At 67.8% G+C, this 14,753-nt stretch carries 11 protein-coding genes; 3 read left to right on the top strand and 8 right to left on the bottom strand.

Going from position 1 to position 14,753, the window contains the following annotated elements; all coding sequences use genetic code 11:
• The first annotated feature begins 158 nt into the window (after positions 1–158).
• Positions 159–428, top strand: a complete 270-nt coding sequence (locus V9K93_RS16945; RefSeq protein ID WP_046985809.1) for a hypothetical protein — start codon at positions 159–161, stop codon at positions 426–428.
• Between the two features lies 1 nt (position 429).
• Here V9K93_RS16945 and pdeM read toward each other — a convergent pair whose 3' ends face one another.
• Genes pdeM through V9K93_RS16925 form a run of 4 tightly spaced genes read right to left on the bottom strand, consistent with a single transcriptional unit; the run spans position 430 to position 6,119 of the window.
• Positions 430–1,071 (bottom strand): ligase-associated DNA damage response endonuclease PdeM, encoded by a 642-nt coding sequence (gene pdeM, locus V9K93_RS16940; RefSeq protein ID WP_046985810.1) that lies wholly within the window; start codon positions 1,069–1,071, stop codon positions 430–432.
• Complete coding sequence (locus V9K93_RS16935) at positions 1,061–3,520, bottom strand: ligase-associated DNA damage response DEXH box helicase (protein WP_337302910.1); 2,460 nt, start codon at positions 3,518–3,520, stop codon at positions 1,061–1,063. The genes pdeM and V9K93_RS16935 overlap by 11 nt, the downstream gene beginning before the upstream one ends.
• Positions 3,517–5,124, bottom strand: a complete 1,608-nt coding sequence (locus V9K93_RS16930) for an ATP-dependent DNA ligase (protein WP_136639576.1) — start codon at positions 5,122–5,124, stop codon at positions 3,517–3,519. The genes V9K93_RS16935 and V9K93_RS16930 overlap by 4 nt, the downstream gene beginning before the upstream one ends.
• Positions 5,121–6,119, bottom strand: coding sequence for a ligase-associated DNA damage response exonuclease (locus V9K93_RS16925; RefSeq protein WP_046985813.1), 999 nt, complete (start codon positions 6,117–6,119; stop codon positions 5,121–5,123). The genes V9K93_RS16930 and V9K93_RS16925 overlap by 4 nt, the downstream gene beginning before the upstream one ends.
• A gap of 113 nt (positions 6,120–6,232) precedes the next feature.
• Here V9K93_RS16925 and V9K93_RS16920 point away from each other — a divergent pair, with 113 nt between their 5' ends.
• Positions 6,233–7,870 carry an acyl-CoA dehydrogenase family protein gene (locus V9K93_RS16920; RefSeq protein ID WP_295382097.1) on the top strand — a complete coding sequence of 546 codons (1,638 nt, stop codon included), beginning with the start codon at positions 6,233–6,235 and terminating at the stop codon, positions 7,868–7,870.
• 357 nt (positions 7,871–8,227) lie between these two features.
• Here V9K93_RS16920 and V9K93_RS16915 read toward each other — a convergent pair whose 3' ends face one another.
• From V9K93_RS16915 to V9K93_RS16905, 3 genes are all read right to left on the bottom strand, one after another.
• Positions 8,228–8,638, bottom strand: a complete 411-nt coding sequence (locus V9K93_RS16915; RefSeq protein ID WP_046985815.1) for a hypothetical protein — start codon at positions 8,636–8,638, stop codon at positions 8,228–8,230.
• Between the two features lie 157 nt (positions 8,639–8,795).
• Complete coding sequence (locus V9K93_RS16910) at positions 8,796–9,137, bottom strand: hypothetical protein (protein ID WP_004153024.1); 342 nt, start codon at positions 9,135–9,137, stop codon at positions 8,796–8,798.
• A gap of 124 nt (positions 9,138–9,261) precedes the next feature.
• Positions 9,262–10,437 carry a thiolase family protein gene (locus tag V9K93_RS16905; protein ID WP_012511797.1) on the bottom strand — a complete coding sequence of 392 codons (1,176 nt, stop codon included), beginning with the start codon at positions 10,435–10,437 and terminating at the stop codon, positions 9,262–9,264.
• Between the two features lie 183 nt (positions 10,438–10,620).
• Between V9K93_RS16905 and V9K93_RS16900 the strand changes: the two genes are divergently transcribed.
• On the top strand, positions 10,621–13,464 hold the full coding sequence (locus V9K93_RS16900; RefSeq protein WP_337302909.1) for a S8 family serine peptidase: 2,844 nt from the start codon (positions 10,621–10,623) through the stop codon (positions 13,462–13,464).
• 44 nt (positions 13,465–13,508) lie between these two features.
• Here V9K93_RS16900 and V9K93_RS16895 read toward each other — a convergent pair whose 3' ends face one another.
• On the bottom strand, positions 13,509–14,606 hold the full coding sequence (locus V9K93_RS16895; RefSeq protein WP_004153019.1) for a Glu/Leu/Phe/Val dehydrogenase dimerization domain-containing protein: 1,098 nt from the start codon (positions 14,604–14,606) through the stop codon (positions 13,509–13,511).
• Positions 14,607–14,753: the final 147 nt, after the last annotated feature.

The following is a 14,753-nucleotide window of genomic DNA, read 5'->3' as shown; positions in this document are numbered from 1 at the left end:
GGTTGCCTCACTGCGGATATGCGACAAGAAGGGAGCACGCAAACGTCGCGTCGCCCGTTTTCCTTTCCGTGATCAACATCGCGCGTGGCCCGGGCGGTCCTGCCGTTGCAGCCTGTTGCGGCCCGGATGTGCCGCCCGATGTTGAAGAGGAGGACGCCATGTTGTTCGCGGTCGAAGAGCTGGAATCGGAAATCTGCAAGCTGCGCGGTCTGCTGCAGATGCTGCACGAGGACCAGCCCGACGTACTGGAGGACGTGTTCGAGTTCCATGTCGGCAGCCTGATCAGCCACGCATCGCAGGAGCATCACGCGCGTATCCGCGCCTGTGCGCAGGAGATGCTTGCGGCGATCCGGGCACTGCCGCGGCGGCGTGACGATGACACGCCGGATTTCCGCGTGATGCCGGAGCTGGACATCCGCCCGGCCTGAGTCATGGCGCTGGCAGTTGCACCAGGCTGCCTTCCACGCAGGCCAGCATGCGCTCGCCGCGTGCCGGTGCAGGAACGATGCCAGCGGTGAACGCGGAGAACGCGGGCAGGACCGTGATCCGCTCGCGCAGCCAGAAGGCGGGAAAGCGCCGGCGCAGCGAAGGCAATGCAACCTGCGGATGCAGATGCCCCGCGATCACGTGCAACGCCGCATCCGGTGTTGGTTCATGGCGGAGCAGGAATGGCGGCAGTCGCGCTTCCTCGTGGATCTGCACCTGCAGTTGGGCATGCGGCAGCTGACGGTCGTGATTGCCGCGCAGCACATGCACCTCCAGCCCGGCATTCCGTTCGCGCCAGCCCAGCCACTGCTGGTACCACGCTGCGCGATGCGCTGGCCCATGCAGGATGTCGCCGAGAATCCACAGTTCGCGACAGGCATGCTCGTCCAGCAACACCTGCAGTCGTTGCAGGTCTTCCGAAGTGCCGCCGCTCGGCAGCGCGATTCCCGCGCGGCGGAACACATCAGCCTTGCCCAGGTGCAGGTCGGCGATCAGCAGCGCCTGCCGCGCTGGCCAGTACAGTGCGCGCGTGCCGGCAATAATCATCGGCTCGCCGGCCAGCAGTAGCGGAAGTTCATCGGCCATGGCGGCGTTCCAGCTGGTGTGCGGCGCGCTGCACGCGGGTCCGCCAGTCTTCGTTGCTGAACTGCCCGCGCAGCCGCTCGGCCCACAGCGGGAACCCCAAAGGCGTGAGTGATGAAGGGCGCTGCACCAAAAGGGACTTCGTGCCGATCCTCGCCAGTACCTGCTGCAGTCCGGGAAGGTCCAGGCTGTCGTGCAACACTTCGTGTTCGGCCAATGCCAGCAGCAGATGGTCGGGATCGTGCTCGCGCAGCACGTCGTACAGCAGGCCCGCCGAGGCCTGCAGCTGGCGCAGCGAACGCGGCATGCCGCCTGGCAGGCTCGGCACCAGCAGGCCGGCCACGCGCGCGATGCCGCGGAACTGCCGACGCGCCAGCTCACCGAGGTTCACCGCTGCACGCAGGTCATCGAGCAGTTGATCGGTGGTGAACAGGGCCAGCCACTGCTGCGCGTCCAGATCGACCGCCTGTGCCGGTGCCAGCACCAGGCCGTGGTCGTTCACCGCATAGCCGATGCTGTTGCGCTGCCGGCGCGTGATGCGCAGTGCCAGCAGTGCGGCCAGTGCCTCGTGAACGTGACGGCCGGCAAACGGAAACACGAACAGGAACTGGCCCTCGCGGCGCCGCACCTCCTCCACCAGCAGGCGGTCCTGCCCCGGAAGTGCGGACAGTTGCTCCTGCAGTGCCAGCAGCGGTGCCAGCCAGCGTGATTCGGCACTCGCGTCGGCCCCTGACAGGACCGCTTCCAGTTCGTGCCCGAGCGCCATCGACAACGGCAGTTGGCCACCCTGCCAGCGCGGCACAACGCCGTCGCCAGCTCCGCGCGCCAGCCGCACGAAGGCGGTCATGTCGCGCAGCTGCACCAGCTCAAGCAGGCGGCCCGCGAACTGGAAACGATCACCGCGGCGCAGACGGCTGGCGAACTGTTCCTCCACCGCGCCCAGGCCTCCGCCGCGCAGGAACTGCACGCGAACGCTGCCATCGCTGCTGATGGTGCCGATTGACAACCGGTGGCGCAGCGCCTGGCGGCGATCATGCATTCGGTAGTGGCCATCGGCGTCCTGCACGACCTTGTGGAAATCGGGGTACTGGGCCAACGCCTGGCCGCCCTGCACGATGAATGTCAGCACCGCCTGCCACTGATCATCAGCAAGCGCGGCGAAGGCATGGGTGCGACGTACCTGCGCCAGCAACGCATCGCTGTCGAAGCCGCCGGCGAGCGCGCGGCTGACCGCATGCTGGGCCAGTACATCCAGCGACAGTGTCGGCGGTCGCCGTGCTTCGACCACGCCTTCACGCAACGCGCGGCGCACGGCTGCGTACTCGGCCAGTTCCAGCGCGTGGCTGGGAATGCACAGGACGGTGCCGCTGGCACCGGGACGATGGCGCGCGCGGCCTGCGCGTTGGCGCAGGCGTGCCACGCCCTTAGGGCTGCCGAGCTGCAGCACCTGTTCGACCTCTGGAAAATCCACGCCAAGGTCGAGGCTGGACGTGGCGACCACGCAGCGCAATGCGCCGGCGCGCAGTCCTTCCTCGACCTGCTGGCGCAGCACCGGATCCAGCGAGCCGTGGTGCAGCGCCAACGTGTGTGGATCTTCCGGCCAGACCGCGGCCAACGCCTGGTGCCACAGTTCGGCCTGCGCGCGGGTGTTGGTGAATAACAGGCTGCTGCGCGCCTGCATCAGCGCGTCCAGCACACGCGGCAGCTGTGCAAGGCCAAGATGCCCGGCCCACGGAAAACGTTCTCCTGGTTCGGGCAGCAGGCTGCGTACCGTGATCGGGCGCGGGCGGACGCCTTGCACGATCGGTGCGTCCGGACGGTCGGGCAGCAGCACGTCGCGCGCCTGGGCAAGATTGCCCAGCGTGGCCGACAGCCCCCACAGCTGCAGCGCGGGGGCGGCGTCGCGCAGCACCGCCAGGTCCAACTGCAGCAGCACGCCGCGCTTGTTGCCCAGCAGTTCATGCCATTCGTCCACCACCACGCAGCGCAGCTGGCGCATGCGCGGCAGCGTATCCGGATAGCTCAGCAGCAGCGCCAATGATTCCGGCGTAGTCACCAGCACATCGACGCGACCCTCGCGTGCCTGTCGGCGTTCGCGGCTGCTGGCGTCGCCACTGCGCAGCCCGACGCGCCAGCCCAGTCCCAGTCCATCGACCACGGTCTGCAGTGCGTGGGCGGTATCGCTGGCCAATGCGCGCAAAGGCGTGACCCACAGCACCTGCAGCGGACGCACCGCACTGGCGCGGCGGGGAGCCGGCTGCGGATCGATCATCGCCTGCAGCAAGGGGCCGCCGAACATCGCCAGCGTCTTGCCGCTGCCGGTGGGTGTGTGCAGCAGGCCGGATTCTCCTGCCAGGTAATGCCGCCACATCGCGCGCTGGAACGGCAGTGAGCGCCAGCCTCGCGTCGCGAACCAGTCTTCCAGCCGGCGCAGCGCCTGGCTGCGGGTCATCGCGCCAGCGCCTGCAGGCTGGCCAGCTGGTCGGCCTCACTGGCCGGTTTGTCGTGCCGCCAGCGCAGGATGCGCGGAAAACGCACGGCGATCCCGGACTTGTGCCGGCTGCTGCGGTTGACCGCTTCGAACCCGAGTTCGAATACCTGTTCGGCGCGCACGCTGCGCACAGGCCCGAAGCGCTCGCGCGTGTTGGCGCGGATCCAGCGATCGAGAGCCAGGATCTCCTTGTCGTCCAGACCCGAATAGGCCTTGGCTACCGGCACCAGCGTGTCGCCGTCCCATACCCCGAAGGTGTAGTCGGTGTACAGCGTGCTGCGCCGCCCGTGTCCAGCCTGCGCGTACAACAGCACGGCATCGATGGTGAGTGGATCGACTTTCCATTTCCACCAGTCGCCGCGTCGTCGTCCGGACTGGTAAGCCGATGCGCGCCGCTTCACCATCAATCCTTCGACACCACGCTCGCGTGCTGCTTCCCGCAGTGCTGCAGCCTGCGACCAGTCATCGGCGGGAACTTCGGGCGAGAGCTGGATACGCGTGTCGCCCAGTGCGCCGATGACTTCGGCGAGGCGCATGCGCCGTTGCTGCAACGGCAGTCCGCGCAGATCCGCGCCCTCCTGTTCAAGCAGGTCGTAGGCCAGCACCCGTACCGGTGTGTTGCGCAACGTCGCCGTACCGGGCTTGCGCCGTTGGATGCGGGTCTGCAGCGCGGTGAAGGCGCGCGGCAGGCCGGTGGCCTCATCCCAGGCCAGCAGCTCGCCGTCCAGTACGCAGCCATCGGGGAGGCTCATCGCCGCCTGTTCGATCTCGGGGAAGCGGCCGTCCAGGCGTTCCTCGCCGCGTGACCACAGTGCCACTTCGCCACGCCGGCGCAGCAGTTGCAGGCGGATGCCATCCCATTTCCATTCCAGCAGCCAGTCGTCGACGGGACCGAGGCGATCGCCGGGAGTGCCTTCCAGTGGCGAGGCGAGGAAGAACGGGTAGGGCTGTTGCCGGTCCAGTGGCAGCTCGTCCGGCGACAACAGCTGGCCCAGCAGCCCGGGTGAGGGCACCCAGGCGCCGAGCATGCGCTGGGCGATGCGCGCGATGTCCAGGCCGGACCATTCGGCCAGCGCCTGCTGCACCAGACGCTGCGAAACACCCACGCGCAGGGCGCCGGTGAGCAGTTTGTTGAACACCAGGCGTTCGCGGCTGCACAGCTGCTGCCAGCCCGAGACCACCGCCTCGCGGCGTACCGGTTCGGGCTGGTTGGCCACCGCCAGGAGGTGCTGTTCGATCCATTCGGCCAATGGCCGGTCGAGCGAAGGCTGCGCTGGATCATCCAGCAGCAGGGTCAGTGTCTCGGCCAGGTCTCCGACCTGGGCATAGCTGTCTTCGACCAGCCACGGTGGCAGCGCCGATTCTTCGGCAATCCAGGCGCGCAGTTCGCCACTGGCGGCGATCTTGCGGCGTGCGCCGCCTACCTTGCCGCCGCTGAGCAGGTACAGCGCCCACGCCGCATCATGCGCACGTGCATGGCGGAAGTAGTCGACCAGCGCCGCACGCTTGTCCAGTGTCGCGGTGCTGCGGTCCAGGCGCTGGTAGAGCGCGGCGAAGGCCTTCATTCCTCGCTCCCGAAATCGGTACGGAAGGCTTCGGCAGCCACGCCGCGCTCGCGCAGGTAGGGAATCAATGCGTCGGTATTGCCATGGGTGGCGATTACCCGCTGCGCGCCGGTCTGTTCGATGGTCTGCAGCAGTGCGGGCCAATCGGCGTGGTCGGAAATGACGAAACCGCGATCGACATTGCGGCGACGACGGTTGCCACGCAGTTGCATCCAGCCCGAGGCGAAACCCAGCTGGTGGCGGCCGAAGCGGCGCATCCATGGTGTGCCCGCGGCCGAGGGCGGGGCGAGGATCAACTGGCCCGCCGCGTCCGGCTGGCGGCCCTGTTCGGCCACGGCGAGCGTCTCCAGCATCGGTACGCCGGCCTGCCGGTAGACCGCCACGCCATTGGCGATGGCGCCGTGCAGCCAAACCGGGCGATCATCCAGCGGCAGCAGTTCAGCCAGCACCCGCTGCGCCTTGCCGAGGGCATAGCAGAGCAGGATCGCGGCCTCGCCGCGCTGCTCGCATTCGCGGCGCCAGGCGACGATCTCTGCAGCGACTGCGGGGGTGTCCGGCCAGCGATAGATCGGCAAGGCAAAGGTGGCCTCGGTGATGAAGGTATCGCAGCGCACCACTTCGAACGGCGTGCAGGTGGGATCAGGCTGGCGCTTGTAATCGCCGGAGGCTACCCAGACCTGCTCGCCGTCATCGATGCGCACCTGCGACGAACCGAGTACATGGCCGGCCGGATGCAGCGACACCTGCACCCGGCCGAGCTGGAAGGGCACACCTTCGGCATGCGCCTGCACCGGTACATCACCGAGCCGCCAGCGCAGGATCGGCAGGCTGCCTTTGCTGCAGTGGTATTCGCCCATGCCCGGGCGGGCGTGGTCGCCATGGCCATGGGTGATGACCGCGCGCGGCACCGGCCGCCAGGGATCGATATGGAAATCACCCGCGGCGCAGTACAGCCCTTCCGGGCGCAGTACCACCAGATCGTCGTTGCCTGCCATGCGATCACTGTGGCGCGCGCTTCGTGCACGGGGTGAGAATCGGCCTGAACGCGGGCTTGGCGGGCGATGCGGCACAATCGGGACGCACACTTCTTGCCGCCAGGATGGACCGGATGAGTGGACCGAGCTTCAGCAGCAATGCGCCCTTCGAAACCCATGTGGTGCTCAACCAGCCACCCCCGTTTGCCGGCCGCCAGCTGTGGACCGACGATGTGGCGTTGATGGAGGCGGTGCAACGCGAAGGCGCCGGCAGCTTCGCGCCGCGGTTGGCGGTGTACGGCGCGCTGGCCGGTGATGAGCTGTACCGGCTCGGCTTCGATGCCAACCGCGATCGCCCGCGCCTGCGCACGCACGATGCGCAGGGCCACCGCATCGATACGGTGGAGTTCCATCCGGCCTATCACCAGCTGATGGGTACGGCGAAGTCGCACGGCGTCGCTGGATTGTCCTGGCACGAGCCACAGCCCGGCGCACATGTCGCGCGGGCGGCGCTGAGCTACCTGCACCACCAGGCCGAGGCCGGCACCAGTTGCCCACTGACCATGACCCACGCAGCGGTGGCGGTGCTGCAGTCGCAGCCGCACCTGGCCGAGTGGGCGCGCAAGGCCGCCGCGCCGGTCTACGACCCGCGCGATGTACCGGCAACGGACAAGGCCGGCATTACCCTCGGCATGGGCATGACCGAGAAGCAGGGCGGTTCGGATGTGCGTGCCAACAGCACGCGGGCCGAACCGATCGATGGCGAGCGTTACCGGCTGGTTGGCCACAAGTGGTTCTTTTCGGCACCGATGTGCGATGGCTTCCTGGTGCTGGCACAAGCGCCGGGGGGATTGACCTGCCTGCTGATGCCGCGCCGGCTGGCCGATGGCGACCGCAATGCGTTCCGGTTGATGCGGCTGAAGGACAAGCTCGGTGACTGGGCCAACGCGTCCAGCGAGGTCGAGTTCTGCGGTGCGCAGGCATGGCGCGTGGGCGAGGAGGGGCGCGGCGTGGCCACCATCATCGGCATGGTGATGATGACCCGCCTGGACTGCATGCTGGGCGCGGCGGCGGAGATGCGCATGGCCTTGTCGCAGGCGCTGCACCATGCACGCCATCGGCGCACGTTCGGCAAGCTGCTGGTGGAGCACCCGCTGATGGCCAACGTGCTGGCCGACCTGGCGCTGGAGTCGGAGGCGGCCACGGTGCTGTCGATGCGCATCGCGCGTGCAGTGGACCGTGCCGGTGTGGACGCCAATGAGGCGGCGCTGGCGCGGGTGGGTACGGCGCTGGGCAAGTACTGGGTCTGCAAGCGTGCGGCGGGCTTCGTCAACGAGGCGCAGGAATGCCTGGGTGGCGCGGGCTATGTGGAAGAGTCGATGCTGCCGCGCTTGTACCGGCAGGCGCCGTTGAATTCGATCTGGGAGGGCAGCGGCAACATCCAGTGCCTGGACGTACTGCGCGCGTTGGCGCGTGAGCCGGAGGCGCTGGAGGCGCTGCGCACGGAACTGGCGTCGGTGGCCGACCGGGATGCGCGCTATGCAGCGGCATTGCAGCGCTGGGCAGCGGCGGCGCCGCCGGACGAGTCGCAGGCGCGGCTGTTCTGCGAGCGCACTGCGCTGCTGCTGCAGGCCGCGCTGCTGCTGCGTGCGCGCAGCCCGATGGCGGAGGCATTCGTACGCAGCCGGTTGGAAGGGGATCACGGGCTGGCGTTCGGGACGCTGCCGATGGGGCTGGATCTGTCGGCGATGCTGGCACGCGCGCTGCCTTAGGGGCGGCCAACGGCGGAGCCCCTCGTGGTGGGCGCTGATACTGATGGGTGGGCCGCGCGGGTAGGTCGCGCAGGGGGCGCCGTGAATACGTCCTTGTAGCTCGGTCGCCGCTTGCTCGTGTACGCAGTCCTGCGCACACGGCAAGACCGGGGTTGGGCGTCCTGCCCAACCCGCCCGAGGCATGCCTCGGGCCCATGCGGCTCACGCCCCTGCGCAACCTACCCGCGCGTCCGAGGACGCTTTCCGTACGCGTCCACCACGGAAGCAACAGAAAGAGCAGAGAGCGAAAAGCAGAAAAGCCGCGGCAATGCCGCGGCTTTTCCTGTGGCGCCGAGCCGATGCTTGGCGAACGAACCTTTAGTGCTTGGCTTCTTCCTTGGCCGCGTTGGTCTTCGCGTCGTTGGCGACATCGCGGGCCTTGTCGGCAACCTTCTGCGCGGCGTTGGCGGTGGCGTCGCTGGCGTGTGCGGCGGCGTCGGTTGCAGCGTCCTTGGCCTTGTCGGCAGCGTTGGCGGTAGCGTCTGCTGCCTTGTCCAGCGCCTGCTGGGTATCGGCGGCGGCCTGCTCGGAGGCGGCGGCGGTCTTGTCGGCGGCTTCGCGGGTGGCAGCCGCAGCCTTGTCGACGGCGTCGCGGGCGGCAGCGCCAGCGCTGTCGGCGGCCTGCTGTGCGTCCTGCTTGGCCTGTTCGGCTTCCGGGCCCTTGCAGGCGGCCAGGGCCAGCAGCAGGGAGGCGGCCAGCAGGGTGGTGGTGATCGGACGAATCTTCATGGCGGTCTCCGGTACTGCAATGGATGGGGACGCCAGCCTATTCATGCCGTTGTGAAGACGGGGTCGCGATGCAGCGGCTCAGTCGCGCGCATTCGGGAAAAGAAAAAGCCGCTGGCGAACCAGCGGCTTTTCCAGAACAGCGTGAAGAAAGAAGTTATTACTTCTTGGCTTCTTCAGCAGCGTCCTTGGCCTTCTCAGCGGTGCCTTCAGCAGCCTTGGCAGCGTCAGCAGCGGCGCCGGCAGCGGCGTCGGTGGCAGCAGCGCCAGCCTGGGCAGCAGCGTCAACCGAAGCGTCAGCAGCGGTGGCGGCGGTGTCAGCGGCCTGCTGGGCAGCGTCGGCGGTCTGGGCGCCAGCAGCGGCGGCCTGGTCGGCAGCAGCCTGGGCTTCGGTGGCGGCTTCGTTGGCCGAAGCAGCGGCGTCCTGGGCAGCTTCCTGCTTCGAGCAGGCGGCCAGGGCCAGAGCCAGGGACATCGCGACCAGCAGCTTGTTGATGCTCATTGTGTAAATCCTCGTCGTTAGAATTAGGCAACGCGCATGCTGCGCGCCGACAACATGATGACAAGCCAAGATTGGGTGTCAAGCGATCCCGCATTCATTTTTGCGAAATCATCGTTAAATCTTTTTAAATCAATTCGATGGCGATTGCGGTTGCTTCGCCGCCGCCGATGCACAGGGTGGCAATGCCGCGCTTGCCACCGCGCGTGCGCAGGGCGTTGACCAGGGTCACCACCAGGCGTGCGCCGGAGGCACCGATGGGATGGCCCAAAGCGCAGGCACCGCCATTCACGTTGAGCTTGTCGTGCGGGATGCCCAGTTCGCGCATCGGCGCCATTGCGACCACGGCAAAAGCCTCGTTGATTTCGAACAGGTCGACCTGGTCCAGCGACCAGCCGGTCTTGTCCAGCAGCGTGTGCAGCGCGCCGATCGGGGCGGTGGTGAACCACTCCGGTTCCTGCGAATGGGTCGCGTGGCCGACGATGCGGGCCAGCGGCGTGATGCCGCGCGCCGCGGCGTCTTCCTCAGTCAACAGGACCACTGCAGCAGCGCCATCGGAGATGCTGGAGGAGCTGGCGGCGGTCACGCTGCCGTCCTTCTTGAAGGCCGGACGCAGGGTCGGGATCTTGGCGATGTCCGAACGGCCCGGCTGCTCGTCGGTGGCGACCTCAACCTCGCCCTTGCGGGTGGCGACCTTCACCGCGACGATTTCATCGGCGAACGCACCGTTGGCCTGTGCGGCCTGCGCGCGCTTGACCGATTCAATGGCGTAGGCGTCCTGCTCTTCGCGGCTGAACTGGTACTTGTCCACCGCACATTCGGCGAACTCACCCATCGCCTTGCCGTCGTATGCGTTGACCAGCCCATCGTGGGCCATGTGATCGACCGCCTGGAAGTTGCCGAAGCGGTTACCGGTGCGCGAGTTGGGCAGCATGTGCGGCGCGTTGGACATCGATTCCATGCCGCCGGCGACGACGATGCGGGCCGAACCGGCCTTGATCAGGTCATGGCCGAGCATGATGGTCTTCATGCCCGAGCCGCATACCTTGTTGAGGGTGGTGGCACCGACCGACAGCGGGATGCCGGCAGCGATCGCGGCCTGGCGGGCGGGCGCCTGGCCGAGGTTGGCCGGCAGCACGCAGCCCATCAGGACTTCAGAAACGTCGCTGGCCGGGACACCCGACTGCTCCAGGGCGGCGGCGATGGCGGCCGCGCCGAGGGTCGGGGTCGGCACACCGGTGAACTGGCCGAGGAAGGAGCCGATGGCGGTGCGCTTGGCGGCGGCGATGACGATGTTGGACATGGCAATCTCGTTGATGCGTAAGCAATGTTCGGAAAGGAGACCGGGGGCCGTTGGAAGCGTCCCGGTTTCCCGGCAGACTGCGTGGGGGTCGGCCCAAGTATAGAGGGTCGGGGAGGGCCGCCGCTGGGCGCCGCCGCATGCCTGCCAGGATCAAGGCAGGCCAACGTTCATGGGAAGGAATCGATGGAACGCACGACGATGATGAGGTCTGTCCTGGCAACCGCGCTGGCGCTGGCGCTGACCGCTTGTGGTGGAGGTGGTGGCGGCAGCAATGTGCGCATCGATCCGCCTGCTCCCCCCGTGCCGCCACCGACCACGCCGCCACCGACCACGCCGCCGCCGGCCAAACCGCAGGAGCCGACCTTCGATGCGCATCTGGCAGTCACCAACGCGCGTGCCGCACAGGCCGCCGGACTGACTGGCCAGGGTGTGCGCATCGGTATCGTTGACTCGGGCGTGCAGCGCAATGCGGTGGCGCTGAATGGACGGGTGCTGGCCAACTTCAACTACATTGATCCGGCAAGGAACAATCTGGGCGTTGACGACGTGGTCGGCCATGGCACCGCGGTGGCCAGCCTGGCCGCCGGCGCAGCGGTGGGGTCGTGGCCGGGGGGGATCGCGCCGGGCGCCCAGATCGTGTCGGCACGGATCATTTCCGACAAGCCACCGACCGATGACGGCAGTGGCCAGGGCAATTCCTTCAGCGGCCCGCTGGGCGTGGCCCAGGTCCACCAGGACCTGATCAGCTACAACGTGAAGGTGATGAACAACTCATGGGGCGGCCTGTACTGGACCGACCTGCCGACCACTGCGCAGGTGGCTGCCGAGTACCGGCCGTTCGTGATCAGTCACGGTGGCCTGGTGGTGTTCGCCGCTGGCAACGATGGTCGCAGCGAGCCGAGCAGCCTGGCCGCGCTGCCCAGCCAGAAGGGCGTGGCCGGTTCACTGCCCGCGGCCGATCTGGAGCGCGGCTGGCTGGTAGCCACCGCCGTGGATCCCTATGCGCCCGGTACTCTGGCCAGCTACGCCAATGCCTGTGGGCAGGCCGCACGCTATTGCCTGGCGGCACCGGGCAGCGCGGTCTATCCCGATGCCGGTGGCGGCAGCTACTACTGGAACTACGGCACCTCGTTCGCGGCGCCATTGATTTCCGGCGCTGCCGCACTGGTCTGGCAGCGCTTCCCATACTTCGACAACAACCTTGTACGGCAGACCCTGCTGGGCACCGCCAAGGACATCGGCGCGCCCGGCGTGGACCCGGTGTTTGGCTACGGTCTGCTCGACATCGGTCGTGCGATCAACGGTCCCGGCCGCTTCGACTGGGGTGATGTGGTCGCCAACGTGGATGCGGGCTCGACCAATTCGATCTGGAGCAATGACATCACCGGCGGCGGTGGCCTGGTCAAGCAGGGCGGCGGCAAGCTGGTGCTGGTCGGCAACAACAGCTATGCCGGCGCCACCCGCATCGAGCGCGGCATCCTGTCGCTGCAGAACGGCGGCGTCATCCGCTCCAACGTGACCATTCTCGGCCAGCCCGATCCGGACTCCACTGGGCTGCAGTTCAACGGTGGCACGCCACGGGTGATCGGGGACGTGACCAACGGCAGCAGTGTGTTCCTCACCACCGCTAATACCACCGGCACCATCGAGGGCAATTACACCCAGCAGGCCGGTGCGCAGCTGATGATCGCTCTCGGCGCCAATGCGCTGCAGGTCACCGGCAACGCGAAGATCGACGGCGGCGTACGCGTGCACGGCATGGTCACCGGCTACGTGCCGCAGAACGGCACCCGCCAGGATCTGATCCATGCGGCGGGCAGCCTGAGCGGCACCTTCAGCACCCCGGCCACGTCTACCGGTCTGCAGGGACTCTCCCTGGTGTCATCCACTTATGGCTATGACAGCAACAACGCCTGGTTGAACCTGACCCAGGTCAGCGTCACTGCCGCGGCCAGTGGACTGAGTGCCTCGGCGCAGGCGGCCGCGCAGCGCGTGCAAGGCGCATTCGCTGTGCTCGATGGCAATCCCGGCCTGCAGGGATCGCAGTTCGGTGCGGCAGCCGCTGCGCTGCAGTGGACCGGCGGTGGCCAGCAGGGTCTCGCCGACAGCCTGCAGAGCCTGTCCGGGCAGGCGCATGCGCGGGCCGAGGCGGCGACGTTCGACAGCATCGACATGTCGCGGCGCGCGATCGCCGAGCGCTTCGATCGCGTGCAGGCGGCACCGCGGCTGCGCGGCACCTGGCAGAGCGCGCTGGGCGAGGCCGGGCAGGGCAGCTTCGCCGGCAATACCGCCGACAGCCGTGGCTGGATGGCGGGCCAGGATCTGCCGCTGGGCAGCAACGGCTTGATGGGCGTGGCCTTCGGCGAGACCCGCAGCAACGGTGGCAGCAGCTTCGGTGGTGATCGCGGCCGCGACCGGCAGGCACAGGCGCAGCTGTATGCCGGCTGGAACCTCGGGCGTGGTTACGCGCTGGCCCAGTTCGGCAGCGGCCAGTTCACCCGCGCGCTGGACCGCCAGCTGCTGCTGGGCGCTGGCGCGTATGGCGTGTCTGCACGCTACGGCGGCCGTTTCAGCAGTGCCAGTGTCGAAGGCGGTTATCGCTTCGGTCGCGCAGGGGCATCGTTGACGCCGTATCTGGGGGCCAGCAGCACCCGCGTCGATACTGATGCGTTCAACGAGCTGGGCGGGTTCGGCTTCGGCCTGCGCGGTGATGCCAACCGCGTGCAACGCAGCCAGATGCTGGCCGGCCTGCGTGGTGAACGCGGGTGGGGACGCTGGACCCTGCGTGGTCACGCCGAATGGCAGCAGCGCTTGGATGGACGCGACGCGGACTGGCAGGCCAGTTTCGTCGGCGTCGATGCCTGGGCGCCACTGGCCGGCTGGGATGCGCCGCGCGGCAGTGCGCTGTTCGGTGTGGCGCTGGAATCGTGGTGGGGCCGCAATGGACGCCTGAGCCTGGGCTTCGACCAGCGCGTGGGTGGCAATGATGCGCGGCAGGCCGCGTTGCGCTACAGCACCGGCTTCTGAGGATCGGGTCGCGCCGGGGAATGCCCGGCGCGACCACGGCAGGCTCAGCCGCCGCGCAGGTTGCCCAGGCGCGGGGTGCTGCGGCCGAGCGGCATCTTCAGCTTGCCGATCGACAGGATGCGGCTCTCGGCGATGCGGTCGGCCGCCCGCTGCGGCGCGATGTTCTCGCGCTGCGACAGTTCGAAGATGCGGGTGAGGTTGTGGTAGATGCTGCGGATCAGGCGCATCGCGCGTTCGCGGTTGTAGCCATCGATCTCCAGCGACACGTTCATCACGCCGCCGGCGTTGACCGCATAGTCCGGCGCATACAGGATGCCGCGCGCGTGCAGCTCATCGCCGATTTCCAGGCTCGACAGCTGGTTGTTGGCGGTACCGCAGATGATCTTCGCCTTGATCCGCGGCAGGGTGTCGGCATTGATGGCGCCTTCCAGTGCGCACGGTGCGAACACATCGGCGTTCACCTCGTGGATCTCGTCCGGCTTGACTGCTTCGGCGCCGAAATCGCTGACCGCGCGATCAACCAGCGCGCTGTCCAGATCGGTGACATACAGCTTGGCTCCGCGATCGCGCAGCAGCTTCACCAGTTCCATGCCGATGTGGCCCAGGCCCTGCACCGCGATGCTGGTCTTGCCCACTTCCTCATGGCCGAACTTGAAGCGCATCGCCGCCATCAGCGCCTGCAGCGCACCGTAGGCGGTGAAGGGCGCCGGATCGCCGGAGCCGCCATGGACCTGGTGAACGCCGGTCACGAACTGGCTCTCCAGGTAGATGTTCTCCATGTCGTTGACGTCGGTGCCGACGTCCTCGGCGGTGATGTAGCGCCCACCGAGCGAATCGACATAGCGGCCGAAGGCACGGAACAGAACTTCGGTCTTGTCCACCTTCGGGTCGCCGATGATCACGGCCTTGCCGCCACCCACGTTGAGGCCGGCCAGCGCATTCTTGTAGGTCATCGTCCGGCTCAGCCGCAGCACGTCAGCCAGTGCCTCGTCGGTGCTGGCGTAGGGACGCATGCGCACGCCGCCCAGGGCCGGGCCCAGGGTGGTGTTGTGGATGGCGATGATCGCCTGCAGGCCGGCGTCGTGGTTGTGGCAGAACACCACCTGTTCGTGGCCGGTGGTGGCGAGGGTTTCGAATAGCATGGCGTCTCCGATGGCGCGAACAGCGGCGAACTGCAGCGAACGGCCAGTGAACGGTAGGGTCCCAAAACAAAAAAAGCGACGTCGTCGGTGCAGGGGGACGGGTCGCGCGGCGCCATTCTAGTCCATTCCCCCGGCCGGTGCCGTCGA

The sequence above is a fragment of the Stenotrophomonas sp. CCNWLW162 genome (assembly GCF_037203745.1).
GTDB classification, from domain to species: Bacteria; Pseudomonadota; Gammaproteobacteria; order Xanthomonadales; family Xanthomonadaceae; genus Stenotrophomonas; species Stenotrophomonas maltophilia_AQ.
This window is presented reverse-complemented; position numbering and strand designations above follow the sequence as displayed.

Excerpts from the sequence above, each read along its gene's own strand:
- V9K93_RS16945 (WP_046985809.1), top strand. The coding sequence starts at position 159 with ATGTTGTTCGCGGTCGAAGAGCTGGAATCGGAAATCTGCAAGCTGCGC.
- pdeM (WP_046985810.1), bottom strand. The coding sequence starts at position 1,071 with ATGGCCGATGAACTTCCGCTACTGCTGGCCGGCGAGCCGATGATTATT.
- V9K93_RS16935 (WP_337302910.1), bottom strand. The coding sequence starts at position 3,520 with ATGACCCGCAGCCAGGCGCTGCGCCGGCTGGAAGACTGGTTCGCGACG.
- V9K93_RS16930 (WP_136639576.1), bottom strand. The coding sequence starts at position 5,124 with ATGAAGGCCTTCGCCGCGCTCTACCAGCGCCTGGACCGCAGCACCGCG.
- V9K93_RS16925 (WP_046985813.1), bottom strand. The coding sequence starts at position 6,119 with ATGGCAGGCAACGACGATCTGGTGGTACTGCGCCCGGAAGGGCTGTAC.
- V9K93_RS16920 (WP_295382097.1), top strand. The coding sequence starts at position 6,233 with ATGAGTGGACCGAGCTTCAGCAGCAATGCGCCCTTCGAAACCCATGTG.
- V9K93_RS16915 (WP_046985815.1), bottom strand. The coding sequence starts at position 8,638 with ATGAAGATTCGTCCGATCACCACCACCCTGCTGGCCGCCTCCCTGCTG.
- V9K93_RS16910 (WP_004153024.1), bottom strand. The coding sequence starts at position 9,137 with ATGAGCATCAACAAGCTGCTGGTCGCGATGTCCCTGGCTCTGGCCCTG.
- V9K93_RS16905 (WP_012511797.1), bottom strand. The coding sequence starts at position 10,437 with ATGTCCAACATCGTCATCGCCGCCGCCAAGCGCACCGCCATCGGCTCC.
- V9K93_RS16900 (WP_337302909.1), top strand. The coding sequence starts at position 10,621 with ATGGAACGCACGACGATGATGAGGTCTGTCCTGGCAACCGCGCTGGCG.
- V9K93_RS16895 (WP_004153019.1), bottom strand. The coding sequence starts at position 14,606 with ATGCTATTCGAAACCCTCGCCACCACCGGCCACGAACAGGTGGTGTTC.